This window comes from Micromonospora sp. DT201, from assembly GCF_049841575.1.
GTDB lineage: Bacteria > Actinomycetota > Actinomycetes > Mycobacteriales > Micromonosporaceae > Micromonospora.
Genome location: NZ_JBNCKP010000005.1, coordinates 39,063 through 62,638 on the forward strand (window position 1 = coordinate 39,063; position 23,576 = coordinate 62,638).

Here is a 23,576-nt window from a genome sequence, read left to right on the forward strand (position 1 = left end):
GGCGCGCTGCCAGCCCGGCGCGCTGCCAGCCCGGCGCGCTGCCAGCCCGGCGCGCTGCCAGCCCGGCGCGCTGCCAGCCCGGCGCGCTGCCAGCCGGCCCGTCGCTCGCAGCCCCGGCCTGGGGGTCAGCCGCGCAGGCGTAGGCCGCGCGGGGTGGCCCGGAAGCCGGCGGCGGTCAGCGCGTCGCGCAGCGGCGAGGAGTGCACGGCCTCGCCGTCGGCCCGCTCGACGGACAACGCACCCAATGCCCCGGAGTGGACGGCGTCGGCGAGCGCCTTGCCGGCTGCGGCGAGCGTGTCGGTGTCGTCGCTGAAGGACAGCAGCGTCCGGCCGCCGCGTTCCACGTAGAGGACCAGGTCGCCGCCGACCTGCACCACCAGCGCACCCGCCTTGCGGCCGGCCCGGTGCCCGGTCGCCGGGGCGGCCCCGTCGCCGGAGTCGACGACGCGCTCCGGCCAGGGCAGCGCCGCGCCGTACGGGTTGGCCGGGTCGGTGGCGGCGAGCACGGTGGCTGGCGCACCCCGGCCCCGGGCACCCTCGGTCGGCTCGGCCAGTGCGCGCAACCGGTCCACCGCACCGGGCACCGCGAACTGCGCCGCGCCCAGCCCTTCGACGAAGTAACCCCGACGGGCTGCGCCGCGCTCCTCCAGTGCCGACAGCACCGGGTAGACCGCCGAGAACCCGCCGACCACCTGCTCGGCCATCACCGCACCGCGAGTGACCACCCCGTGCCGCTCCAGCAGCACGTCGGCGAGGGCGGCGGCACGCCGGGTCGGGTCGACGTCGCGCTCCGGCAGGCGCGACCAGCGACCCGCGACGGTTGGCGGGCCACCCCGAGTGGGCAGCGCCACCCGACCGGGACGCCGGTAACGGGTGCGCGGCGCGGATGGCCGCGAGCGGTGTGCACCACCGGCGCCCAGCACCGCACGCAGCGGGGCGAGCGTGTCGTTGGTGAGATGCCCAGCCCAGACCAGGTCCCAGATCACCCCGGTCAGCGCGGCGTCGTCGGTCGAGCCGACCCGGTCGGCCAGCGGCCGAAAGAACAGCGCCTGCCCGTCGTCGAGGGCGTCGAGCACCGCCTCGTGCAGCGGGGTGCGGGTCAACGCCTCGTCGGGCGGCGGGAGCAGCAGCGGTGCGGAGTCCGCGTACGCCAGGGTGACCCAGCCGTCGCCCCCGGAGATCGCCCCCGACCCCGCCCAGAGCACCTCTCCGCTTGCGCACAGCTCGTCGAGCTGGGCGGGGGAGTAGTCAGCGACCCGACCGGGCAGCACCAACCGCTCCAGAGCCGAGGCCGGCACCGCGACGCCCTGCAACTGCTCCACCGTCGCCGCGAGCGCCTCCACACCTCGGGCGGACGAGCCGACCTGCTGCCAGCGGGGCAGGAACGTGGCCAGCGCGCGAGGCGGCACCGGCTCGATCTCGCGGCGCAGCGCCGCGAGGGAGCGACGGCGCAGCATCCGCAGCACCTCGGCGTCGCACCACTGGGCACCGGCCGAATCCGGGGTGAACTCCCCGGAAACCACCCGCCCGGTGCCGCCGAGCCGGCGCAACGTCTGCTCGACGACGAACACGCCGAGCCCGAAGCGGGCCGCGCAGCTGGCAGCGGCGAACGGCCCATGGGTGCGGGCGTAACGGGCCACCAGGTCACCGAGCGGATCGGCCACCGGGGCGAGGTACGCCTCGGCCACCCCGACCGGCAGCGCGACACCGAGGGCATCGCGCAGCCGGGCGGCGTCCTCGACGCCCACCCAGCGTTGCTCGCCGGCGATCCGGACCCGCAGCACCCGGCGGGCGGCCTCCAGCTCGGTCAGCCAAGGCTCCGGCACACCCCGCTCGGTCAACTCGGCGTCGCTCAGGTCACCGAGCACCCGCAGCAGCTCGACGACGTCTTCGGCGTCGCGGGGCCGGCGCTGCTCGGTCAACCACCGCAGCTGGCGATCGGTCTCGGCTAGCACGGCCGGGTCGAGCAACTCGCGCAGGTCGACCCGGCCGAGCAACTCGCCGAGGAGCGTGGAATCCAGGGCGAGCGCGGCGGCGCGCCGCTCGGCGAGCGGGGCGTCGCCTTCGTAGAGGAACGCGCCGACATAGCCGAAGAGCAACGACCGGGCGAACGGGGACGGCGCGCTGGTCTCCACCTCGACCAGCCGTACCTTCCGACTGGCCAGGTCGCGCATCAGCCCGGCCAGCGCCGGCTGGTCGAAGACGTCCTGGAGACACTCCCGGGCGGCCTCCAGGGTGACCGGGAAGTCCGCGTACTCCCGGGCGACGTCGAGCAGCTGCGCGGCCCGTTGCCGCTGCTGCCAGAGTGGCTGGCGGCGGCGGGGGTCGCGGCGGGGCAGCAGCAATGATCGGGCGGCGCACTCCCGGAAGCGGGCGGCGAAGAGGGCAGAAGTGCCGACCGACTCCTCCACGAGCTGAGTGATCTCGTCCGGCTCGAAGACCACCACGTCGGCACCGGGTGGCTCGTCGGCGGTGTCCGGAAGTCGCACCACGATGCCGTCGTCGGAGGGCATCACCTGGGCGTCCACCCCGTACCGTTCGGCCAGCCGGCGGCCCACCGCGAGAGCCCACGGCCCGTTGACCCGGGCACCGAGGACGCTGTGCACCGCGAGTCGCCAGTCGCCCAACTCGTCGCGGAACCGCTCGACCACGATCGTGCGGTCGTCGGGCAGGGAGCGGGTGGCCTCCCGCTGCTCGCGCAGGTATGCCATCAGGTTGCCGGCGGCCCAGTCGTCCAGCCCACCGTCACGAAGCGCGGCCAGCGCCGCGTCGTCGCTCTGCCGCAGCAGGGTGCGCACCCGGGCGCCGATGGCCCGGCCCAGCTCCACCGGCCGGCCCAGCTGGTCGCCCTTCCAGAACGGCATGCGCGCGGCCTGGCCCGGGGCGGGCGAGACCAACACCCGGTCGGGAGTGATCTCCTCGATGCGCCAGGACGAGGAGCCGAGCAGGAAGACGTCGCCGACCCGGGACTCGTAGACCATCTCCTCGTCCAGCTCACCGACCCGGGCCGCCCGTTCGGCACCGGCCAGGAAGACCCCGAACAGCCCTCGGTCGGGGATGGTGCCGCCGCTGGTCACGGCGAGTCGCTGTGCGCCGGGACGGCCGGTGAGCAGGTCGGTGGCCCGGTCCCACACCAGTCGGGGGCGCAGCTCGGCGAAGGCGGTCGACGGGTAGCGGCCGGAGAGCATGTCCAACACGGCGTGCAGCGCCGAGTCGGGCAGCTCGGCGAAGGGCGCGGCCCGGCGGACCAGCACGGCCAGGTCGCCGAGCGGCCACGGCTCCAGCGCCACCATCGCAACGATCTGCTGGGCCAGCACATCCAGGGGGTTGCGCGCGTAGTGCAGCTCCTCGATCGCGCCGTCGGTCATCCGCTCGGCGACCACCGCGCAGGAGAGCAGGTCGCCGCGGTGCTTGGGGAAGACCACCCCACGGGAGACGGCACCCACCTGGTGCCCGGCCCGGCCGACCCGTTGCAGCCCGGCGGCCACGCTCGGCGGCGCCTCGATCTGCACCACCAGGTCGACCGCGCCCATGTCGATGCCCAGCTCCAGGCTGGAGGTGGCCACCACCGCCGGGAGCTGACCGGACTTGAGCGCCTCCTCGATGTGCTTGCGCCCCTCCCGGGAGACGCTGCCGTGGTGGGCGCGGGCTATCACTGGCGTCGCGCCGGTGGCCGCGCCGGACTGGGCCATCACCTCGGCCGGTGGCCGGTTGCGCACCGGACCGGCGGGGTCACCCCACCGCTGCGCGCCGGACCCGGGGCCGCCGTCGCCCGCCGGGTCGTCGCCTGCCGACAACCCCTCCGGTACGACGAAGGCGCCCTCGCCCGACGCGGAGGCCACCTCTTCGGCGGCCAACTCGTTGAGCCGGGCGCAGAGGCGCTCGGCACTGCGTCGCGAGTTGGTGAAGACGATTGTCGAGCGGTGCTGCCCGATGAGGTTGAAGACCCGCTCCTCCACGGCCGGCCAGATCGAGGCGCGGCGTGGCCCGGGGCCGCCGAGGTCGTCCTCCGGTGGCTGCTCCTGCTCGTCCAGGCGGGTCATGTCCTCCACCGGGACCTGCACGCTGACCTCGATGGTCTTCGTGCTGGCCGGCTGTACGACGTCGACCGGGCGGGCGCCGCCGAGGAACTGCGCGCAGGCGTCGATGGGTCGGACGGTGGCGGATAGGCCGATGCGCTGCGCCGGGGCGGGCAGCAACTCGTCGAGGCGTTCGAGGGAGAGGGCGAGGTGGGCGCCGCGTTTGCTGCCGGCCACCGCGTGCACCTCGTCGACGATCACCGTCTGGATGCCGCGCAGCGAATCGCGAGCTGCGGACGTGAGCAGCAGGAACAGCGACTCGGGCGTGGTGATGAGGATGTCCGGCGGGGTGCGGGCGAAGGCTCGTCGCTCGTCGGCTGGCGTGTCGCCGGTGCGCATGCCGACGGTGATGTCCGGCGGTGCGACGCCGAGCCGGGTCGCTGCCTGCCGGATCCCGGCCAGCGGGGCACGCAGGTTGCGCTCCACGTCGACGGCGAGGGCCTTGAGTGGGCTGACGTAGAGCACGCGGCACCGCTGACGGGCCTCGGCCGGTGCGGGCTCGCGGGCCAGCCGGTCGAGTGACCAGAGGAAGGCCGCGAGCGTCTTGCCGGAGCCGGTGGGCGCCACCACGAGGGCGCTGCGCCCGGCGGCGACCGAGCGCCAGGCGCCGGTCTGTGCGGCGGTGGGCGCGGCGAAGGCCGCCTCGAACCAGGCGCGGGTGGCCGGGCTGAAACCGGCGAGCACCGCGCCGGTGTCTGCGTCTGCCCCGGTCACCGGTCCATCGTGCCCCGCCGGTACGACAACCACGACCGACCTCACGACGGAATGTGCCGGACAAAAGCAAAAAGCGCCGGAAGTGCGCTTAATACGTTAAGTCTCACTTAACTGCTTGCTTCTAAGGAGCAACATAAAGTAACTTCACTGCCAACGCGAACCGGGGTGAGGGGATTTGATGGCCGGCGAGCAGCGCAACCTCGAAACGGGCACCGACGTGCTGATTCGCAAGGTTGACAGCCACCTTGCCGCGCTCCGCGGCGGCCTGCACGGCCCCGAGCTCGAGCTTGCCGAACGCCTCGCCCACTGCCTGCGGGAGCTGGTCCTGTGCACCGCCCAGGCCAGCGCAGCCGATCGCGGCCAGGTCCGCGTCGCCGTCCATTACTTCGTGCTGCGCCGCGAGAGCCGTGGCCGGTTGCTCTCGGTGCGGTCGCTGGCCGCCGCGGAGCGGGTGGTCGACCGGGTCGCGCGCCAATTGGGCCGCGTCGACCTGCTGGCCGAGCTGACACGCGACCGTCCAGCCCGAGACGACGCGCAGCCCATCAGCAACGCCCTGCTGCACTAACCCCCCCCACCCCCCCGGTTTCCCGCGTTGATCAAGAGGTTTGCGTCAGAAAGGCGGGCGCGGATGACGCAAACCTCTTGATCAACGGTCGGGGGTGGGGGGTGGGGGTGCGGGTGGGGGGTGGGGTGGGGTGGGGTGGGGGTGGGGTGAATTCCGGCAAAACCGCCCGGCGGGCAACGAACTGGCGTCTGATCGCTGCTAGGCGTCACCGCTGCACGGGCGTCGGCCACCTCGATCGGGAGCGCAGGTGCTGGTACTGCTCGTCCTCCACCTCGTGGCGGCCCTCGCTGCGCCCCTGCTCGTCCGATGGTGGGGTCCACGCGCGTGCTACCCGCTGGCGCTGGCACCGGCTGCCGCGTTCTGCTGGGCGCTGGCCCACACTTCGGCGGTCGACGGCGGCGGTGCGGTGGTCGAGACGTACCCGTGGATCCGGCAGTTGGGCCTGGACGTCGCGTTACGGCTCACCACCCTGTCCTGGCTGATGACCCTGCTGATCGGCGGCATCGGCGCGCTGGTGCTGGTCTACAGCGCCCGCTACTTCGACGCCGGATCGAATGGGCTCGGACAGTTCGCCGCGGTCCTGGTCGCCTTCGCCGGCGCGATGCTCGTCCTGGCCTTCGCGGACGACCTGCTGCTGCTCTACGTCGGTTGGGAGCTGACCACGATCTTCTCGTACCTGCTGATCGGGCACAGCACCGAGCGGCGCTCCAGTCGGTGGGCGGCGGCGCAGGCGTTGACCGTCACCACGCTCGGCGGGCTCGCCATGCTTGTCGGGTTCATCCTGCTGGGCGAGCACGCCGGCACCTACCGCTGGTCGGAGATCGCCGCCCAGCCGCTGCCCGGCGGCGGATACCTGGTGGTCGCCGTTCTGCTGATCCTGGCCGGCGCGCTGTCCAAGTCGGCGGTGCTGCCGTTCAGTTCCTGGCTGCCGGTCGCGATGGCGGCACCCACGCCGGTCAGCGCGTACCTGCACGCCGCCGCCATGGTCAAGGCCGGCGTCTACCTGGTCGGGCTGCTCGCGCCGGTGCTCGCCACGGTCGGCCCGTGGCGGCCGGTGGTGCAGATCGCCGGCGTGGCGACCATGCTGCTCGGCGGCTGGGCCGCGCTGCGGCAGACCGATCTGAAGCTGCTGCTGGCGTACGGGACGGTCAGTCAGCTCGGCCTGCTGTTCGCGGTGACCGGGTCGGGCACCCCGGACGCCGCCCTGGCCGGCACCGCGATGCTGCTGGCGCACGCCCTGTTCAAGGCGGCGTTGTTCCTGGTCGTCGGCATCATCGATCACGGGGCAGGCACCCGTGACCTGCATGAGTTGTCCGGGCTGCGGCACTGGTCCCGGCCTCTGTTCGTGGTCGCGGTGGTCGCGGCGGCGTCGATGGCAGGGGTGCCGCCGTTTGTCGGCTTCGTGTCCAAGGAAGCGGTGTTCGGGGCGTTCACCGACCAGCCGGTGCTCCTGACCGGGCTGGTCGCGGGGACGGTGCTCACCGTCGCGTACAGCGCCCGCTTCCTCTGGGGCGCGTTCGCCGACCGGCCGGGCGTGGCACCGGCCCAGCCGGGCCCGATCGCCGCGTCGCTGCTGATCCCGCCGGCGGTGCTCGCCGGGATCGGTCTGCTCGCCGGCCCGGCTGCGAGTGTGTTGGACCGCCTGCTGCGCCCGTACGCCGATCTGCTCGGCGGGGTCGACGCGCATCTGGCCCTCTGGTCCGGACCAACCCCGGCGCTTGGCCTGTCCGTGCTGGCGCTTGCCGGAGGCGGCCTGCTCTTCGCCGTGCGCGGGCCGCTCGCCCCGGTGCTGGCCCGGCTCCGTTCGCCGGTGGGCGGCAACCAGGGGTACGAGTGGGTCGTGGGCCGGTTCGACCGGCTGGCCGTCGAGGTCACCGGAGCGACTCAACGCGGCTCCCTGCCGCAGTATCTCGGCGTCATCCTGGTCACGCTGGTGTTGGTGCCCGGCGGGGCGATGCTGTCCGCGAGTCCGTGGCGGGCCCGGATCCCGCTCTGGGACAGCCTGCTGCAACCCGTGGTCGTGTTGGTCATCGCGGTGGCCGCGGTGCTGGCGGTCGGTGCCCGCCGTCGCCTGACCGCGATGCTGCTGGTGGGGATGACCGGCTACGGCACCGCGATGCTGTTCGTCCTGCATGGAGCGCCGGACCTGGCGCTCACCCAGTTCCTGGTGGAGACCGCGACGATCGCCGTCTTCGTGCTGGTGCTGCGTCGCCTGCCGGAGCGGTTCTCGGCCCGCCCGCTGCGCCGCAGCCGGTGGGCCCGCCGGGCGCTCGGGGTGGCGGTGGGTGTGGTCGCCGCAGGGCTGGCCCTCACCGCCGCCGGTGCCCGCCGGGCACCGGACATCTCCGCCGCCTTCCCGGATCTGGCGGTGGCCCAGGGGTACGGCCGCAACGTGGTCAACGTGACCCTTGTCGACCTTCGGGCCTGGGACACCATGGGCGAGTTGGCGGTGCTGGTGGTGGCGGCGACCGGGGTAGCCAGTCTGATCTTCGAGCGGTCCCGCACGGGGCCGCGACCGCGTCGACCCGAGTCGGACGCACGGGTGGACCGCACCCGGCGGCCGGTGTGGCTGCGTGGCGGGCCGACCCTCTACGAGGAGCGCCGCTCGATCGTGTTGGAGGTGGTCATCCGACTGATCTTCCACACCGTGGTGCTGTTCTCCCTGTTCCTGCTCTTCTCCGGGCACAACGCGCCGGGCGGCGGTTTCGCCGGCGGCCTGGTCGCGGGTCTCGCCCTGGTGGTCCGCTACCTGGCCGGCGGTCGATACGAGTTGACCGAGGCGGCCCCGATCGGCGCCGGGGCGATCCTCGGCGCCGGGCTGGCCGTGTCGGTGGGCAGCGGCGTGGTGGCGCTGCTGGTCGGTGGATCGGTGCTGGAGAGCGCCAAGGTCGACAGGTCCCTGCCGCTGGTCGGCGACACCCACCTGGTCACGTCGCTCTTCTTCGACATTGGCGTGTACCTGGTCGTGATCGGGCTGGTGCTGGACATCCTGCGCAGCCTCGGGGCCGAGGTGGACCGGCACATCGAGGCATCCGGGACGGCCACGGGTGGCCTGGCCGTCGACAAAGGAGAGCGGGCATGAGCGCGAGGAGTGAGTCGGTGTTGCGAGCCCCGCAGTCGCGAACAGAAGTGGCGCCGTGAGCGCGAGGAGTGAGCCGGTGTTGCGAGCCCCGCAGTCGCGAACAGGAGTGGCGCCGTGACGGCGAGCGGCGCCGGACCGACGATGGTGCTGGTGCTGGCCGTCGCGGTGCTGGTCGGTTGCGGGGTGATCCTGCTGTTGGAGCGCAGCCTGACCCGGATCCTGCTCGGGGTGATCCTGCTTGGCAACGGGGTCAACCTGTTGATCCTGCTGGGTGGGCGGCCCGGTGGGGCACCGATCGTCGGCACCGGCCCGGTCGAGCGGATGAGTGACCCGCTCCCGCAGGCGATGGTGTTGACCGCCATCGTGATCACCTTCGGGTTGACCGCGTTCCTGCTCGCGGTGGCGTACCGGAGTTGGTATCTGACCGGCGACGACGAGGTGCCCGACGACCTGGAGGACCGGCAGATCATCCGCCGGGCCGTGCGTAACGAGGTGGGCACCGTGGACCTCGGTGGGGAGGGCCCGAACGGTGATCCGGAGCAGGTCGATCCGGAGCCCGCCCGCCGTCGGCTGCGACGGGGGGACGAGGCGTGCTGAGCACGTTGGTGCCGCTGCCGGTGGTGGTGCCGCTGCTCGGTGCGGCGCTGACCCTGCTGCTGGCCAGGCGGCCCCGGCTCCAACGGACCATCAGCGTGCTCTGCCTGAGCGGCACCCTCACCGTGGCGGTGCTGCTGCTGGTGCAGGCGTACCGGCACGGGCCGGTGGTCGTGGCCGTCGGGGCGTGGCCGGCACCGGTCGGCATCGTGCTGGTCGCCGATCAACTCGCCGCGCTGATGGTGGTGGTCTCGTCGGCGGTCACCCTGTGCGTGCTGCTGTACTCGATCGGGCAGGGCCGCAGCGAGACGAGCGAGACCACGCCGGTGGTCATCTTCCACCCGACGTACCTGGTGCTCACCGCGGGCGTCACAAACGCGTTCCTGGCTGGTGACCTGTTCAACCTCTTCGTCGGCTTCGAGATCCTGTTGGCCGCCAGCTTCGTGCTGATCACCCTGGGCGGCACGGAGACCCGGATCCGGACCGGGTCGACGTACGTGGTGGTCAGCATCCTCTCCTCGATGGTCTTCCTGGCAGCGGTGGGCCTGGTGTACGCGGCCACCGGCACGCTCAACCTGGCACAGTTGGCCCACCGTCTCGACGAGTTGCCGAACGGTGTCCGACTGGCCCTGGAGCTGATGTTGCTCCTGGCCTTTGCGATCAAGGCGGCGGTCTTTCCACTGTCGGCGTGGCTACCGGACAGCTATCCCACCGCGCCGGCCCCGGTCACCGCCGTCTTCGCGGGTCTGCTCACCAAGGTCGGCGTCTACGCGATCATCCGCACCGAGACGTTGCTGTTCCCTGGTGGACAAGCCGACGTGCTGCTGATGGTCGTCGCCGGGCTGACCATGGTGATCGGCATCCTCGGCGCGGTGGCCCAGTCCGATCTGAAGCGGCTCTTCTCGTTCACCCTGGTCAGCCACATCGGCTACATGATTTTCGGCGTGGCGTTGAGCACCGCCGCCGGGCTCTCCGGCGCGATCTTCTACGTGGTGCACCACATCACCATCCAGACCACGCTGTTCCTCGTCGCCGGCCTGGTCGAGGAGCGCGCCGGCAGCACCGACCTGCGCCGCATCGGCGGGCTGGCCCGGGTGGCGCCGCTGCTCGGTGTCCTGTTCTTCGTCCCGGCCATGAACCTCGCCGGGGTGCCGCCGTTCTCCGGTTTCCTCGGCAAGCTCGGCCTGCTCCAGGCCGGGGTGGCGGCCGGCGGGCCGCTGCCCTGGGTGCTGGTCGCGGCTGGCACGCTGACCAGCCTGCTCACCCTCTACGTGGCGTCTCGGGTGTGGAACCTCGCCTTCTGGCGAGCACCCCGGCTGGCGACGAATGCGCCGGCCGTCCGCCTGCCGAAGCTGATGGTCGGGGCCACGGTGGCCCTGGTCGCCTTCGGGTTGGCGCTGACCGTGCTGGCCGGCCCGCTCTTCGACGTCACCGCCGACGCAGCCGCCGATCTGCGGCTGCGTACCCCGTATGTCCGTGCCGTGCTGCCGGGCGGCGTGCCGTGACGGGCCCGCCCGGGACGGCCCGGGACGCTCCTGTGCCGGTGCGGTCGGGTCGCGGCCGGCTCGGGCGGCGGCGGGACCAGACGGTGGCGCTCGGGTGGCTGGTGGTGGTCTGGATCCTGCTCTGGGGCGACATCAACTGGGCCAACCTGGCCGGTGGCCTGCTGGTGGGCGGCGCGGTGTTGCTCTTCTTTCCGCTGCCGGCGGTCAGCTTCGGTGGCCGGCTCCGGCCCGGGGCGTTGCTGGTGTTCGCGGCGCGCTTCGGGGTGGAGTTGGTCAGCGCGAGCCTGCACATCGCCCGGATCGCCGTGCAGCCCGGCTACCGGCCACGCGGGGCGATCATCGCGGTCCAGTTGCGAGTGTCCACCGACCTGAACCTGGCGCTCACCGCCGAGGCCGTCTCTTTGGTGCCGGGCACGCTGATCCTTGAGGTGGACCGGGACTCCGGAACCCTCTACCTGCACGTGCTGGACACCCACCGGCCGACGGACCTGGACGTGGCCCGGGAACGCACCCTCAGCGTCGAGCGGCGAATCGTTCGTGCGGTGGGCTCCACGGCTGAACTGCGCCGCCTTGAGACCGACCAATCCGAGAGGGGAACCCGCCCGTGACGTTCCTGGCCGTCGTCCTCACCGTTCTGCTGTCGGTGACCGCGCTCCTCGCGCTGGCCCGCCTCTACCGTGGCCCGTCTCTGGTGGACCGGGTGATCGCCGCGGACATGCTGCTCGCCACCATGATCGGCGCGGTGGGCGCCGAGGCGGCGGTCAACCGCCATGCCACCACGCTTCCCGTGCTGGTGGTGCTCTCCCTGCTCGGCTTCGTGGGCTCGGTGTCGCTGGTCCGTTTCGCTGTCCGGGAGCAGCAGTGATCGCCACCATCGCGGACTGGCTTGGCGCCGGTTGCCTGGTCGCCGGCGCGCTGCTCGGCCTGGCCGCCGGGGTCGGCGTGCTGCGCTTCCCGGACGCGCTCTCCCGGATGCACGCGGCCACCAAGCCGCAGGTGCTCGGGGTGCTCCTGCTGCTGCTGGGCATCGCGTTGCGGCTGCGGTCCCCGGCGGATCTGGGCATGATCCTGCTGGTGGCGGTCTTCCAGTTGGCGACGGCGCCGGTCGCGGCCCAGATGATCGGGCGGGCCGCGTACCGCTCGGGGCGGCTCGACCGGAGCCTGCTCGACGCCGATGAGCTGGCTGAACGCGGGTCGGGTGGTGGATCGGCCGGACCGGCGTGACGACCTGGGCGACGGCGGGCGAATCGGACGATCCGCTCCTTCGGCCCACCCCCAGCGGAGTCCCAGCCAGCGCCGATAAAATAGCGGCATGATCGACTCTTCTGCCCAGGAGGGCAGCAGTAGCCAGCCGGGTCGTGCCCGGCATATCCCCGTACCGACGACCCCGGGAGCCCTGAGCGACCCGTGTTGATCGTCGTTGGTCTCCTTCTGATCATCGTTCTCACTGCCGCCACCGGTTACTTCGTGGCGCAGGAGTTCGGCTATGTCGCTGTCGACCGGGGCAAGCTGCGCCAGCTTGCCGATGACGGCGATCAGGCCGCCGCCCGGGCACTGACCGTCACCAGCCGGCTCTCCTTCATGCTCTCCGGCGCCCAACTCGGCATCACCGTCACCGCCCTGCTCGTCGGTTACGTCGCCGAGCCGTACCTCGGTGGTGGGCTCGCCGACCTGTTCGGCGTGGCCGGCGTCAGCGAGGCCGTCAGCCTGCCGCTGTCGGTGGCGTTGGCCCTGGTCATCGCCACCGTCGTGCAGATGGTCCTCGGCGAGCTCGCCCCGAAGAATCTGGCCATCGCGCGGGCCGAGCAACTCGCCCGGGCGCTGAGCCGATCCACCCTGATCTACCTGGCCGTCGCCGGGCCACTGATCCGGCTCTTCGACCGGGCATCGGTGCGTCTGCTACGCCGGATCGGCATCGAGCCGATCGAGGAACTACCCAGCGGCGCCACTCCAGCGGACCTGGAACAGATCATCGCCGAGTCCCGCGAGGAGGGCAGCCTCGACGTCGAGATGTCCACGCTGCTCGACCGAGGTCTGGACTTCCGCGAGCTGACCGCCGGAGAGGCCATGGTGCCCCGGGTCGACGTGCACACCGTACGGGCCCACGAGCCGGTCAGCCGGGTCGTCGAGCTGCTGGACACCGGCCACTCCCGCTTCCCGGTGCGCGGGGCGGAGGGCGTCGACGACCTGCTCGGCGTCGTCGGCATCGCCGACGTGCTCGGCGTACCCCCGAAGGAGCGGGCGACCACGCCGGTGAGCGCGGTGGCCGGGCCGCCGCTGCTCGTACCGGAGACGTTGCCCCTGCCCACGGTGCTCGACCGCCTGCGGTCCGGGCACCGGCAGATGGCGTGCGTGGTCGACGAGTACGGCGGCTTCGCCGGCGTGATCACGCTGGAGGACATCGCCGAGGAGTTGGTGGGCCCGATCCGGGACGAGGACGACCCGCCGGACCGGGCGCCGGCCCGGCAGGACGACGGCTCCTGGGTGGTGCCGGCCCGCTGGCGGATCGACGAGGTCGCCGACAGCACCGGCATCGCGCTGCCCGAGGCCCCGGAGTACGACACCCTGTCCGGGTTGGTGATGCGGGAGCTGGGCCGGGTGCCGGAGGTCGGTGACCGGCTGGTGATCAGCCTGCTCCCCGAGGGCGCGGACGGTGAGGACAACGAGTCCGAACCGAGGGCGTTGGTCGAGGTGCTGGCCGTGGACCGGCATGTGGCCGACTCGGTACGGCTGCAGTTGACCAAACCGGGGGTGAGCGCGTGAGCCCCGGGATCGCACTGTTCAGTTCGGTGATCCTGCTGGCGCTGAACGGGTTCTTCGTGGCCGCCGAGTTCGCTCTGGTGGCCAGCAAGAGGTACCGCCTCGAGCAGGCGGCAGCCGGAGGCGGTCGGGCGGCCCGGGCCGCGCTGGACGGCGTCCGCGAGCTGGGGCTGATGTTGGCCGGCGCGCAGCTCGGCATCACACTGTGCACCCTGGGTCTCGGCGCGCTGGCCGAACCGGCGATCGAGCACCTGCTCAGCCCGCTGCTGCACGCGGTGGGTTTGCCGGACGCGGCCAGCCACCTGATCGCACTGGTCTTCGCCCTCGGGGTGGTCACGTTCCTGCACCTGGTGGTGGGGGAGATGGCGCCGAAGTCGTGGGCGATCACCGACGCGGAGCGTTCGGCGACGTTGCTCGCGCTGCCGTTCCGCGCCTTCGCCCGGGTGTCCCGGCCGGTGCTCTCCGCGCTCAACGCACTGGCCAACGCGATCCTGCGGCTGTGCGGGGTGAACCAGCAGGATCAGCTCGCCCAGGTGCACGGCCCGGACGAGCTGCGGATCCTGCTGGAGCAGTCTCGTGAGCACGGGCTGCTCGGCGCCGAGCAGCACCAGTTGCTGACCAGCATGCTGGAGTTGCAGGGCACGTCCGTGGCGCAGGTGATGGAACCGTTCGCCACCATGGTCACCGTCCGTCGGGGCGACCCGGCCGAGCGGATCGAAGAGATCAGCCGGGACAGCGGCCGGTCCCGGCTGGCGGTGCTGGACGAGGCGGGTGAGGTCTGCGGCCTGGTGCACGTCCGGGAGGCGGTGCGGGTCGTCACCGCCGGCCGTGTCGCCACGGCCGGGGCACTGATGACGCCCGCGTTCACCCTGCCCGCGACGTCCACGGTCACCGAGGCGGTGGCCGCGATGCGGGCCCGGCAGTCGCAGCTCGCGTTGGTGCGCAACGGCGGTGGCCCGTCGCGGCCGATCGGCTTCGTGGCACTGGAGGACCTCCTGGAGGAGGTCATCGGCGAGTTCGACGACGAGACCGACACGGTGCCGCGCGGGCGGCGGTTGCGCTGAGCTGCCGACCCGGCCGCGCTGCTCGGTGCGGCCGGGTCAGTGTGGCGGCGCTGCTGGGTGTGGCGGCCGGGGCAGCGTCGTAGCGCTGCTCGGTGCGGCCGGGTCAGGGCCGTGGGCTTGAGGTCACCTCGACGGGGTAGGCGCGGCTGGTGCGGGGCCGCCGGGGCCTCGCCCCGGAGAGGGGCGCGCGATGCGGCTGACGGGGGTGTCCCGGGAGTCCGGCTTGACTGGGCTCTCCGTGCAGACCACGCTCCCCAACCCGAGCACTCGGCCGGGCCTGCGCCTGCCCGGGCGGGTGACGCTCGCAGCCGGGCCGGAGGACGTGCTGGTGCGGCACATCCGGCTCGGCCTCGTCACCACGGTCGAGCCGGACGACCCGGCTGCCGCCCGGCGACTCGTGCAGTTCCACCAACTGCCGATCGCCGGCCGGTTCGTCGTGCCGGCCGGTCGGCGGCGGGCGGTCGACTTCGCGTTGCCGCTGCCGTGGGAGACACCGGTGACCATCTTTGGCGGGGTGCCGCTGCTGAGCCTGCGGATGGGTCTGCGTACCGAGGTGTCCGTCGACCCCGACCTTGACCAGGGGGCCATGGTGCCGGTGTTCGTGCACCCGATCCCCACCCAGCAGCACGTGCTGGCGGCGCTGGCCACGCTGGGTTTCATGATCCGTCAGTCCGGGCTACAGGAGGGCGGGCTGCCCGGGGTGGAGCACGCCCTGCCACTGCACCAGCGCTGGGGCTACTGGGTGGGGCCGCTCTACGCCGGCCCGATCACCGAGCTGGAGGTGATCTTCGTGACCAACTCGGCGGGCCTGGAGGCGATCCTCTGGATGGATCGTCGGCTGGCGCTCGCCGGGATCACCCACCAGAGCATCAGCCGGTTCCGGATCTGGCACGCGGACGCTGACCGGCGGGACTGGGTCGCCACCGTGGACGGCTGGATACGCCAGGCGATCAACCGACACGCGGCCGCTGCCGCGCACGCCGACTGGTCCGCGCAGATCGCGGGGTCCGCCCACGTCAGCCGCCACCCCGACGAGCCGATCCAGCCCGGCTATGGCCTCGGCGGCACCGCAGGCAGCGCCGGGGTAGGAGGCGGCGGCTCCGGCGGAGACGGCACCTAACCTGCCCGCCCCCGCCCTCGCCCCGCCATGCCCTCGCCCCGCCCTGCCCGCCCCGCCCTCGCTCCGCCCTGCCCGCCCCGCCCTCGCGATCTTGCACTTTCTGTCGCGACAAATTACTTCAAAGCGGGCATTCCGACGACCGAAAGTGCAAGATCGCGGGGTACGGGGCGGCGCGGGGCGGCGCGGGGCGCGGGGCGGCGCGGGGCGGCGCGGGGCGGCGCGGGGCGGCGCGGGGCGGCGCGGGGTGTGGGGTGCGGGGAGGGGGTTAGCCGGCGGTGGCTGTGGCTAGCTTGAGGCTGAAGGCGAGGAAGAGGGCGGCAACGGCGGTGGTGCCACCGGCAGCCAGGCGGCGACGTTGGCGGAACTGGGCGGCCAGGAAGGTGCCTGCGAAGATCAACGCGGTCAGGTAGAGCGCGCTGGTCACCTGGGCGATCAGCCCGAGCAGTAGGAACGACAGCGCCGGCCAGGCGTAGTCGGGATCGACGAACTGAATGAAGAACGAGATGAAGAACAGGATCGCCTTCGGATTCAGCAAGCTGATCACCAGCGCCTTGCGGAACGGGCTGCGCATCGCCGCCGGTTCCGCTGCGTCGATGAGCCGCGGCGTGCTCGGGTCGTTGCGGTCGCGCCAGCGCCGCGCGGCGCCGAGCAGCATGGTCACCCCGACATAGCCGAGGTACGCGGCACCGGCGTACTTGATCACCAGGAACAGCGGCGGGTACGCCTTGAGCAGTGACGCCACTCCGGCGGCGGAGAGGAACATCAGCACACCGTCGCCGACGAACACCCCACCCGCGGCCCGATAGCCGACCCGGACGCCCCGTTTGGCGGCAGTCGAGAGCACGAAGAGCGAGTTTGGTCCAGGCAGCAGGATGATGGCCACGGTGCCCAGCACGTACGTCCAGATGTCGGTGATCCCCAGCACGCCCGCCATCATCACGCCACCGGTGCCGTCTGGCGAAGCCTTTCTCGCAGCCTGACCTGTGCGTTCGGCCACTCGTCGACGGTCATCGCGTACTGCACGGTGTCGCGCCAGGAGCCGTCCGGGCGTTGCCGGTGCATCCGGAGCACCCCTTCCCGGGTCGCGCCGAGCCGTTCGATGGCGGCCTGCGAGCGAGCGTTCCGGATGTCGGTGTGCCACACCACCCGCACCGCGCCCAGCTCGTCGAAGGCCCGGCTGAGCAGCAGCAGCTTCGCCTCGGTGTTGATTCCGGTACGCCACCAGGGCCGCCCGAGGAAGGTGTGCCCGATCCCCACCGACCGCCGCTGCGGGTCGATCTCGTAGTAGGAGGTGCTGCCGACCACCGCCCCGGTCGCCACGCACCGCTGCACCCAGGCCACCCGCTCGCCACGGTGTTGGGCGGCCAGGGCGGTGCGGACGACCTCGGCGGTGCCGGCGGGCGCGGTGGGCGGCGGGACGCTGAGGTGCCGCCACACCTCCGCGTCCGCCGTGGCGGCGTGCAACTCGTCGGCGTGCGCCAACTCCAGCGGCTCCAGCCGGACGTGCTCGCCGTGCAGCGACACCGGTTCGTGCCAGGGCGTGCGGGCCGTTCGCAGGTACGCCGGCAGCGGCGCGGTGACCCCGGCGTCCGGCTCGGGTTGCCCGGCGGTCAGCCGCAGCGGCAGCACACCGGCCCAGTGCGGCAGGTGCAGGTCGGCCTCGTCCTCGCGGACCCCACCGGTGCGGGCCCGGACGGACACTTCGCGCAGTGGCAGCGCCAGCACGGCCGTCTCGGCTAGTTCGCGTCGGCTGGGTGGGCGGGTGTCCGTGCTGCGTCCCGCGCCGACCTTCTCGACCAGCGCGGTGAGCATGGCGAGCTTCTCCTGCTCGTCGGTGACCAGTCGGGCGGTGCCGAGGGCGACGACGGAGCGGTAGTTGGCGCTGTGGTGGAACTGGGAGCGGGCGTAGACCAGCCCGTCGAGCAGGGTCACCGCGACGCAGACCGGCAGCCCGTCACCCCGGGCGGCGAGCAGCGGCCGGCTGCCGGTGGAGCCGTGCAGGTAGAGCGTGTCGCCGATGCGGACGTGCAGGGTGGGCAGCACCCGTGGCTGGCCGTCGACGGTGAAGCCGAGCGCACAGTCGTACGCCTCGTCGAGCACCGCGTGGGCAGCGGCCCGGTCGTAACTCATCTTGTCGCGAGAACGGCTGGGTGTGGTCCGGGCGGTGGGTGGGTACATGCTCGCCCCTTTGTTCTAGTACAATCTCTTGTTTGTGTCAGCACACTATCAGCTCACCGGTACGACGGCCGTCGAGATTTCGGCCAGCATCGAGTCGTCTATCCGTTCCGGCGCCCTGCAACCGGGGGCCGCCCTGCCGCCCGTGCGGGCACTCGCCGCCGAGCTGGGCGTCAGCCCCGCCACCGTCGCCCGCGCCTACCAGGAGCTGCGCCAGCGCGGCCTGCTCGCCACGGCCGGCCGGCACGGCACCCGGGTACGCCCCCGCCCCCCGGTGGCTGCCCGCCGCTCCGCGTTGCGTCCCCCGCCGTTGCCGGGCGCCCGAGACCTGTCCCGGGGCGAGCCCGACCCCCGGCTGCTTCCCCCGCTCGGCCGGCACCTGGCGACGCTCGCCGCCGACACCGGCCCGTCGATCGGCTACTCCGACGCCGGGGTGCTGCCCGAGCTGGCCGAGGCGGCCCGCGCCCGGCTGAGTGCCGACGGCGTACCGGCGGGGGAGCTGACCCTGACCGGCGGCGCGCTGGACGGCATCGAGCGGCTGCTCGGCGCACACCTGCGCCCCGGCGACGCGGTGGCCGTGGAGGACCCAGGCTGGGCCAACCTGCTCGACCTGGTCGCCGCGCTGGGGCTGCGCCCGATCGGCGTACCGCTGGACGACGAGGGGCCGCTGGTGGCCGGGGTCGCCGCCGCGCTCGCCGCCGGAGCGCGAGCGCTGGTGGTCACCAGCCGGGCGCAGAACCCGACCGGCGCCGCCGTCTCGGCCGCCCGTGCCGAGGAGCTGCGCGCGTTGCTCGCCGGTCGGCGGGACCTGCTGTTGATCGAGGACGACCACGCTGCCGAGCTGGCCCGCGTACCCCTGCATCCGCTGGCTGGGGCGACCGAGAGCTGGGCCTTCGTCCGCTCGGTGAGCAAGCCCTTCGGCCCGGACCTGCGGCTGGCGGTGCTGGTGGGCGACGAGACCACGGTGGCCCGGGTGACCGGCCGTACGCGGGTCGGCGCCGGCTGGATCTCCACCGTGCTGCAGCGGCTCGTCCTGGCGCTCTGGCAGGATCCGGAGGTCGCCGAGCTGGTGCAGCGGGCGGCGCAGAGCTACGAGCAGCGGCGCGACGGGCTGCTGGCCGCGCTGACCGAGCATGGCCTGACCGCGCACGGCCGCAGCGGCATCAACATCTGGCTGCCCGTGGAGGACGAGACCAGCACGGTCACCGCGCTGCGCGATGCCGGCTGGGCAGTGGCCCCCGGCGCCCTCTACCGGATCGCCGCGCCGCCCGCCCTCCGCATCACCGTCAGCTCGCTGAACACAGAGGACCTGGCCCCCCTGGCGGCCGCGCTAGCCCAAGCCGAAAACCCCACCCCACCCCAAGGCTTCCCCACCTAACAGCCCCACCCACCCCACCCCACCCCTGCCCCGCCCCCACCCCGCCCCACCCCACCCCACCCCACCCCACCCCACCCCTGCCCCGCCCCCACCCCGCCCCGCCCCACCCCGCCCCACCCCACCCCGCCCCGCCCCACCCCCGCGATCTTGCACTTTGTGTCGCTGATATGCCCGCTATGGCTTAGATGTCGGGACAGAAAGTGCAAGATCGCGAGGTTCGGGGCGGACGGGATGGGTATGCGGGCGCCGGAGGTGGGGATCATGGCTTCAGGTGGATCGCGTAAGGGTGTCTGGATCGCGGTGGCGGTGGCGATCATCATCATCATCATTGTGCTGATCGCGATTGCTTCTGGCGGGGATGGTGGCGGTAACGGGTACTGACGCGAGTAGGCGTCTGCCACCGCGCCGGGGCGTACCCGGCAGTGAGCATCGAACAGGTATATAACAGTCGGTATGGCCGAGCAGACCGGGAGCGCCGTAGGCGCCCAGCGGTTCATTCCGCCCGATGCCGACACCATCGACGACCTGCGCACCGCAGCCGGCGGCTGTCGGGGCTGCGAGCTGTACCGGGACGCCTCGCAGACGGTCTTCGGCCGGGGCGACGAGAGTGCCCGGGTGGTGCTGGTCGGCGAGCAGCCCGGCGACATGGAAGACCAAAAAGGGTTGCCCTTCGTCGGCCCCGCCGGACGGCTGCTGCGCCGCGCGGTGGACGACGCCGGGCTGGACCCGGGCGCCCTCTATCTCACGAACACCGTCAAGCACTTCCGGTTCGAGGCGCGCGGCAAGCGACGCATCCACCAGACCCCGGACCAGGTGCACATCACCGCCTGCCGGCCCTGGTTGGTCGCCGAGTTCGCCCGGCTGCGTCCGGAGATCGTGGTGGTCCTCGGCGCGACCGCCGCCAAGGCGCTGCTCGGCCCGTCCTTCCGGGTCACCCGGCAGCGGGGCGAGCTGCTGCTCTGGCCGGAGTCGGCCCAGCACCCGGAGGACTTCCAGCGGGTGCCGGTGGACAACGCCGGGCAGCGGGCCGACGCGCCGACGGCCCGGCTGCTGGCCACCATTCATCCGTCCGCGGTGCTGCGCGCCGACGACCAGGACAAGGCGTACGAAGGGCTGGTCACCGACCTCGCCGTCGTCACCCGCGCCCTCGCCGGGTAGGTAGGTGCCGGCCTCGGCCGCCCGTCGTGGGCACTCCCTGGGTGCCGAACCCGGTCGGAAATTGCCGCTGCGATCGGGCGGCTAGGCGATACCTGCCGGAAACGGCAATGCGTGATCCGCGTAACAGGTCCTCTGCAGACTCACACGGGTCGATCTTGTAGGGGAGGCCGTTGTGAGCAATCAGACGCAGTCGATGGTCAGCCGGCGTGGGTTCCTGCGTGCGGTCGGAGTCAGCGGTGGTGCCGGCGCGATGCTCGCCACGATGGGTGCCATGGGCCTCGCTCCCAGCGCCGCCGCGTCCGTGACCCCGGCATTCCGGGCGCCCGAGCGCTCCGACTTCACCCTGTCCGGGCGGTCGGGCTCCAAGGTGGTCGTTCTCGGCGGCGGCATCGCGGGGCTCACCACCGCGTACGAGTTGGGTAAGGCGGGCTATGACTGCACGATCCTGGAGGCGCGGCACCGCGTCGGTGGGCGGAACCTGACCATCCGGGGCGGCGATGTCGAGACCGACCTCGATGGACGCACCCAGCGGGCCAGCTTCTCCGATGGGGTCTACTTCAATGCCGGGCCGGGTCGCATCGCACAGTGGATGGTCACCATGGACTACTGCCGGGAACTCGGCGTACCCATCGAGGTCTTCACCAACCAGAACGCCGACGCCTGGATCTACAACGAGTCCGCCGGGATGACCGAGCCGGTCCGGTACCGCACCGCCAAGGCCGACGTGTACGGCTACGTCTCGGAACTGCTCGCGAAGGCCACCGACCAGGGTGCGCTTGACGCTCGGCTCACCGCCGAGGACCGTGACCGGCTGCTGTCGTTCCTGCAGAGCTTCGGCGCGATCGGTGGGCGGGCCAGCGACTGGGCCTACACCGGCACCAACCGTCGCGGCTTCTCCGGGTTTCCCGGTGCGGGCAACGACGTGGGGACCCTGCTCGGCGCGCCGCCGCCGCTCTCCGACGTCTTCGCAAGCAACGTCGGCCGGTACTTCTCGTTCGAGTTCGGCTACGACCAGGCCATGCTGATGTTCCAGCCGGTCGGCGGGATGGACCAGATCCCCCGAGCCCTGGCCAAGGCGGTGGGCCCGCATCGGATCCGACTCAACGCCGAGGTGACCGCGGTGACCGACCGGGGCAGCCGGGTCGAGGTGACCTACCGGCAGGGTGGCCGGCAGTCGCAGATCACCGCCGATTACTGCGTGGCGGCGCTGCCGCCGCACCTGATGGCCCGCGTACCGCACAATCTCGGCACGGCGGTGACCGCCGCACTGGCCGACTTCCCGGTCACCGCCTCCGGAAAGATCGGCCTGGAATATCGCAGCCGCTGGTGGGAGACCGACCAGCGGATCTACGGCGGCATCACCGAGACCGACCTGGACCTGTCGCACATCTGGTACCCGTCCTACGGCTTCCACGGCAAGCGCGGCCTGGTCGTCGGCTACTACAACACCGGGGCGAACGCCAGGGCGTACAGCGGGCTGGTGCCGGAGCAGCGCAGAGAGCGCGCGATCAGCCAGGGTGTGAAGATCCACGGCGACAAGTACCGCAGTGAGTTGGTCACCTCGTACTCCCAGGCCTGGGACCGGACCCGCTACATCGAGGGCGCTTGGACCTCGCCCCGGTACGGCACACCCGGATACAACCTGCTGTTGCAGCCGGCGGGGCGGGTCTACTTCGCCGGTGACTGGCTGAGCCACGAGGTGGCCTGGCAGCACGGTGCGTTCGTAGCAGCCCGTTCGGCGGTCTCCGCACTGCACCAGCGGGTCATGGCCGGCTGACCGACCCCGGCCCGCGCAACTTCGGGGAAAGTGCTGCTTCCCGGCGCGCTGAGACAGCAGTTTCACCGAAGTTGCGAGGATCTTGCGGCGGCGGCGGCGGCGGCGGCGGCGGGCGGCGGGTTGGCTGTCAGCGAAACTCACTGCCGCTTGCCGTCGCGGGTGCGCGAGGATGGGTCATCCCCATCCCTGAGGAGCGCAGATGGCCACCGACCTGACCGCGCCGCGTACCGCCGCCCGGCCCGACGTCGCGTCGATCCAGCGCCGCACCCTGCGGCTGCTCTTCACCACCCAGATCATCGGTGGTATCGGCGTGACCATCGGCATCTCCGTGGGTGCGCTGCTCGCCGCGCGGATCGCCGGCACGGCGGTGGCCGGCGTGGCACAGAGCGCCGGAGTGGTCGGTGCGGCGCTGCTCGCCGTACCGGTCACCCGGATCATAGCGCGGCACGGGCGGCGACCGGGTCTGGTGCTGGCGTACGCGGTCGGTGCCGTCGGCGGCGTGCTTGTGGTGCTGGCCGCGGCCACCCGCTGGGTGCCGCTGCTCTTCCTCGGCATGCTGCTCTTCGGTGGGGGCACCGCCGCTAACCTGCAGGCCCGCTACACGGCGGTGGATCTCGCCGAGCCGGGCCGACGGGGGCGGCAGCTCTCCCTGATCGTCTGGGCGACCACCATCGGTGCGGTGGCCGCCCCGAACTTCGCCGCGCTGGCCGACCGGGTCACCACCGGCTGGGGGCTGCCCGCGCTGGCGGGCCCGTTCGCGTTCAGCTCAGTCGCGTTCGTGCTGGCTGCCGTCGTACTCCTCTGGTTGCTCCGGCCCGACCCGTTGCTCACCGCGCGGCGGCTCGCGGCGGCCAGTGCCCCGGCTGCGGACCGGCCGCTGGTCGCCGCCGCGCCGGAGACCGCCGTGGCGGCCGAGGCCCCGGCGGAGGGTGGCCCGGCCCGCGGTGGTGCGGCACCCGCCGCCGCGCCGGTCAAGGTGCGCGCGCCGCGCGGCGCCGGGATGCGTGCGGCCTGGTCGGTGGTACGCGGGCGACCCGCAGCCCGGCTCGGCATCGCCGCCGTGGCGGTGGGTCACCTGGTGATGGTGGCGGTGATGGCGATGACCCCGGTCCGGCTCGGTGAGTCGCACGCCGACGCCGACGTGTTGCGGCTGGTCGGCATCGTGCTGAGTCTGCACATCGCCGGCATGTACGCGTTCTCCCCGGTGGTCGGCTGGCTCACCGACCGGCTCGGCCGGCGGGCGGTGATCCTCGGTGGGGTCGGGTTGCTGCTGGCCGCCTGCGCGGTCGCCGGCACCGCCGGGCACCACACACCCCGGCTCTCGGTGGGTCTGGTCCTGCTCGGGCTGGGCTGGTCGGGGACGATGGTGGCCGGCTCGACGCTGCTGTCCGAGTCGGTGTCGGCCGACGTGCGGCCGGGCGTCCAGGGGCTGTCCGATCTGATCATGGGTTTGGCCGGGGCCGGCGCCGCTGTGATCAGTGGGTTTGTCATGCAGTTCGCGAGTTATCCCGTGCTCAACCTGCTCGCGGCGGTCGCCGTGGTGCCCCTGGTGGCGCTAGCGTTGCGCCCGGTGCCGACCAGGGCACCGGACGAGGAGGGCTGATC

17 protein-coding genes are annotated in these 23,576 nt (G+C 72.6%); 14 read left to right on the forward strand and 3 right to left on the reverse strand.

Annotation, left to right across the window (positions count from 1 at the left end; genetic code table 11):
* Positions 1 to 125 precede the first annotated feature (125 nt).
* A complete protein-coding gene (locus ACLQ28_RS11875) occupies positions 126 to 4,793 on the reverse strand; it encodes an Lhr family helicase (RefSeq protein ID WP_425686290.1) in 4,668 nt (1,555 codons plus the stop codon).
* 178 nt (positions 4,794 to 4,971) lie between these two features.
* Between ACLQ28_RS11875 and ACLQ28_RS11880 the strand changes: the two genes are divergently transcribed.
* The 10 genes from ACLQ28_RS11880 (at position 4,972) to ACLQ28_RS11925 (ending at position 15,483) form a co-directional block, all read left to right on the forward strand.
* Positions 4,972 to 5,358, forward strand: coding sequence for a hypothetical protein (locus tag ACLQ28_RS11880; RefSeq protein WP_425686291.1), 387 nt, complete (start codon positions 4,972 to 4,974; stop codon positions 5,356 to 5,358).
* A gap of 247 nt (positions 5,359 to 5,605) precedes the next feature.
* A complete protein-coding gene (locus ACLQ28_RS11885) occupies positions 5,606 to 8,440 on the forward strand; it encodes a Na+/H+ antiporter subunit A (protein WP_425686292.1) in 2,835 nt (944 codons plus the stop codon).
* A 114-nt stretch (positions 8,441 to 8,554) separates the two neighbouring features.
* A complete protein-coding gene (locus tag ACLQ28_RS11890; protein ID WP_425686293.1) occupies positions 8,555 to 9,037 on the forward strand; it encodes a Na(+)/H(+) antiporter subunit C in 483 nt (160 codons plus the stop codon).
* Positions 9,034 to 10,539, forward strand: coding sequence for a Na+/H+ antiporter subunit D (locus tag ACLQ28_RS11895; RefSeq protein ID WP_425686549.1), 1,506 nt, complete (start codon positions 9,034 to 9,036; stop codon positions 10,537 to 10,539). Before ACLQ28_RS11890 ends, ACLQ28_RS11895 begins: the two co-directional genes overlap by 4 nt.
* Positions 10,540 to 10,577: 38 nt before the next feature.
* Positions 10,578 to 11,147, forward strand: a complete 570-nt coding sequence (locus ACLQ28_RS11900; RefSeq protein WP_425686294.1) for a Na+/H+ antiporter subunit E — start codon at positions 10,578 to 10,580, stop codon at positions 11,145 to 11,147.
* Positions 11,144 to 11,404: a monovalent cation/H+ antiporter complex subunit F gene (locus ACLQ28_RS11905; protein ID WP_425686295.1), complete on the forward strand. Its 261-nt coding sequence runs from the start codon at positions 11,144 to 11,146 to the stop codon at positions 11,402 to 11,404. Before ACLQ28_RS11900 ends, ACLQ28_RS11905 begins: the two co-directional genes overlap by 4 nt.
* Positions 11,404 to 11,763 (forward strand): monovalent cation/H(+) antiporter subunit G, encoded by a 360-nt coding sequence (gene mnhG, locus ACLQ28_RS11910; protein ID WP_425686550.1) that lies wholly within the window; start codon positions 11,404 to 11,406, stop codon positions 11,761 to 11,763. Before ACLQ28_RS11905 ends, mnhG begins: the two co-directional genes overlap by 1 nt.
* 183 nt (positions 11,764 to 11,946) lie before the next feature.
* On the forward strand, positions 11,947 to 13,302 hold the full coding sequence (locus ACLQ28_RS11915; protein ID WP_425686296.1) for a hemolysin family protein: 1,356 nt from the start codon (positions 11,947 to 11,949) through the stop codon (positions 13,300 to 13,302).
* Entirely contained in the window at positions 13,299 to 14,363 is a 1,065-nt protein-coding gene (locus ACLQ28_RS11920; RefSeq protein WP_425686297.1) for a hemolysin family protein, read from the forward strand. Before ACLQ28_RS11915 ends, ACLQ28_RS11920 begins: the two co-directional genes overlap by 4 nt.
* Positions 14,364 to 14,553: 190 nt before the next feature.
* The gene (locus ACLQ28_RS11925) at positions 14,554 to 15,483 is read left to right on the forward strand and encodes a sporulation protein (protein ID WP_425686298.1); all 930 of its coding nucleotides are present in this window, start codon (positions 14,554 to 14,556) and stop codon (positions 15,481 to 15,483) included.
* A gap of 265 nt (positions 15,484 to 15,748) precedes the next feature.
* Here ACLQ28_RS11925 and leuE read toward each other — a convergent pair whose 3' ends face one another.
* Both leuE and ACLQ28_RS11935 read right to left on the reverse strand, forming a co-directional pair.
* Positions 15,749 to 16,420: a leucine efflux protein LeuE gene (gene leuE / locus ACLQ28_RS11930; protein ID WP_425686299.1), complete on the reverse strand. Its 672-nt coding sequence runs from the start codon at positions 16,418 to 16,420 to the stop codon at positions 15,749 to 15,751.
* Positions 16,420 to 17,661: a bifunctional pyridoxamine 5'-phosphate oxidase family protein/GNAT family N-acetyltransferase gene (locus ACLQ28_RS11935; RefSeq protein WP_425686300.1), complete on the reverse strand. Its 1,242-nt coding sequence runs from the start codon at positions 17,659 to 17,661 to the stop codon at positions 16,420 to 16,422. The genes leuE and ACLQ28_RS11935 overlap by 1 nt, the downstream gene beginning before the upstream one ends.
* 34 nt (positions 17,662 to 17,695) lie before the next feature.
* Here ACLQ28_RS11935 and ACLQ28_RS11940 point away from each other — a divergent pair, with 34 nt between their 5' ends.
* The 4 genes from ACLQ28_RS11940 (at position 17,696) to ACLQ28_RS11955 (ending at position 23,574) form a co-directional block, all read left to right on the forward strand.
* Positions 17,696 to 19,036, forward strand: a complete 1,341-nt coding sequence (locus tag ACLQ28_RS11940) for an aminotransferase class I/II-fold pyridoxal phosphate-dependent enzyme (protein WP_425686301.1) — start codon at positions 17,696 to 17,698, stop codon at positions 19,034 to 19,036.
* Between the two features lie 453 nt (positions 19,037 to 19,489).
* Positions 19,490 to 20,194: a UdgX family uracil-DNA binding protein gene (locus ACLQ28_RS11945; RefSeq protein ID WP_425686302.1), complete on the forward strand. Its 705-nt coding sequence runs from the start codon at positions 19,490 to 19,492 to the stop codon at positions 20,192 to 20,194.
* Between the two features lie 172 nt (positions 20,195 to 20,366).
* Complete coding sequence (locus ACLQ28_RS11950) at positions 20,367 to 21,971, forward strand: FAD-dependent oxidoreductase (RefSeq protein ID WP_425686303.1); 1,605 nt, start codon at positions 20,367 to 20,369, stop codon at positions 21,969 to 21,971.
* Between the two features lie 199 nt (positions 21,972 to 22,170).
* Complete coding sequence (locus tag ACLQ28_RS11955) at positions 22,171 to 23,574, forward strand: MFS transporter (protein ID WP_425686304.1); 1,404 nt, start codon at positions 22,171 to 22,173, stop codon at positions 23,572 to 23,574.
* Positions 23,575 to 23,576: the final 2 nt, after the last annotated feature.

Excerpts from the sequence above, each read along its gene's own strand:
- ACLQ28_RS11880 (WP_425686291.1), top strand. The coding sequence starts at position 4,972 with ATGGCCGGCGAGCAGCGCAACCTCGAAACGGGCACCGACGTGCTGATT.
- ACLQ28_RS11925 (WP_425686298.1), top strand. The coding sequence starts at position 14,554 with ATGCGGCTGACGGGGGTGTCCCGGGAGTCCGGCTTGACTGGGCTCTCC.
- leuE (WP_425686299.1), bottom strand. The coding sequence starts at position 16,420 with ATGATGGCGGGCGTGCTGGGGATCACCGACATCTGGACGTACGTGCTG.
- ACLQ28_RS11935 (WP_425686300.1), bottom strand. The coding sequence starts at position 17,661 with ATGTACCCACCCACCGCCCGGACCACACCCAGCCGTTCTCGCGACAAG.
- ACLQ28_RS11945 (WP_425686302.1), top strand. The coding sequence starts at position 19,490 with ATGGCCGAGCAGACCGGGAGCGCCGTAGGCGCCCAGCGGTTCATTCCG.
- ACLQ28_RS11955 (WP_425686304.1), top strand. The coding sequence starts at position 22,171 with ATGGCCACCGACCTGACCGCGCCGCGTACCGCCGCCCGGCCCGACGTC.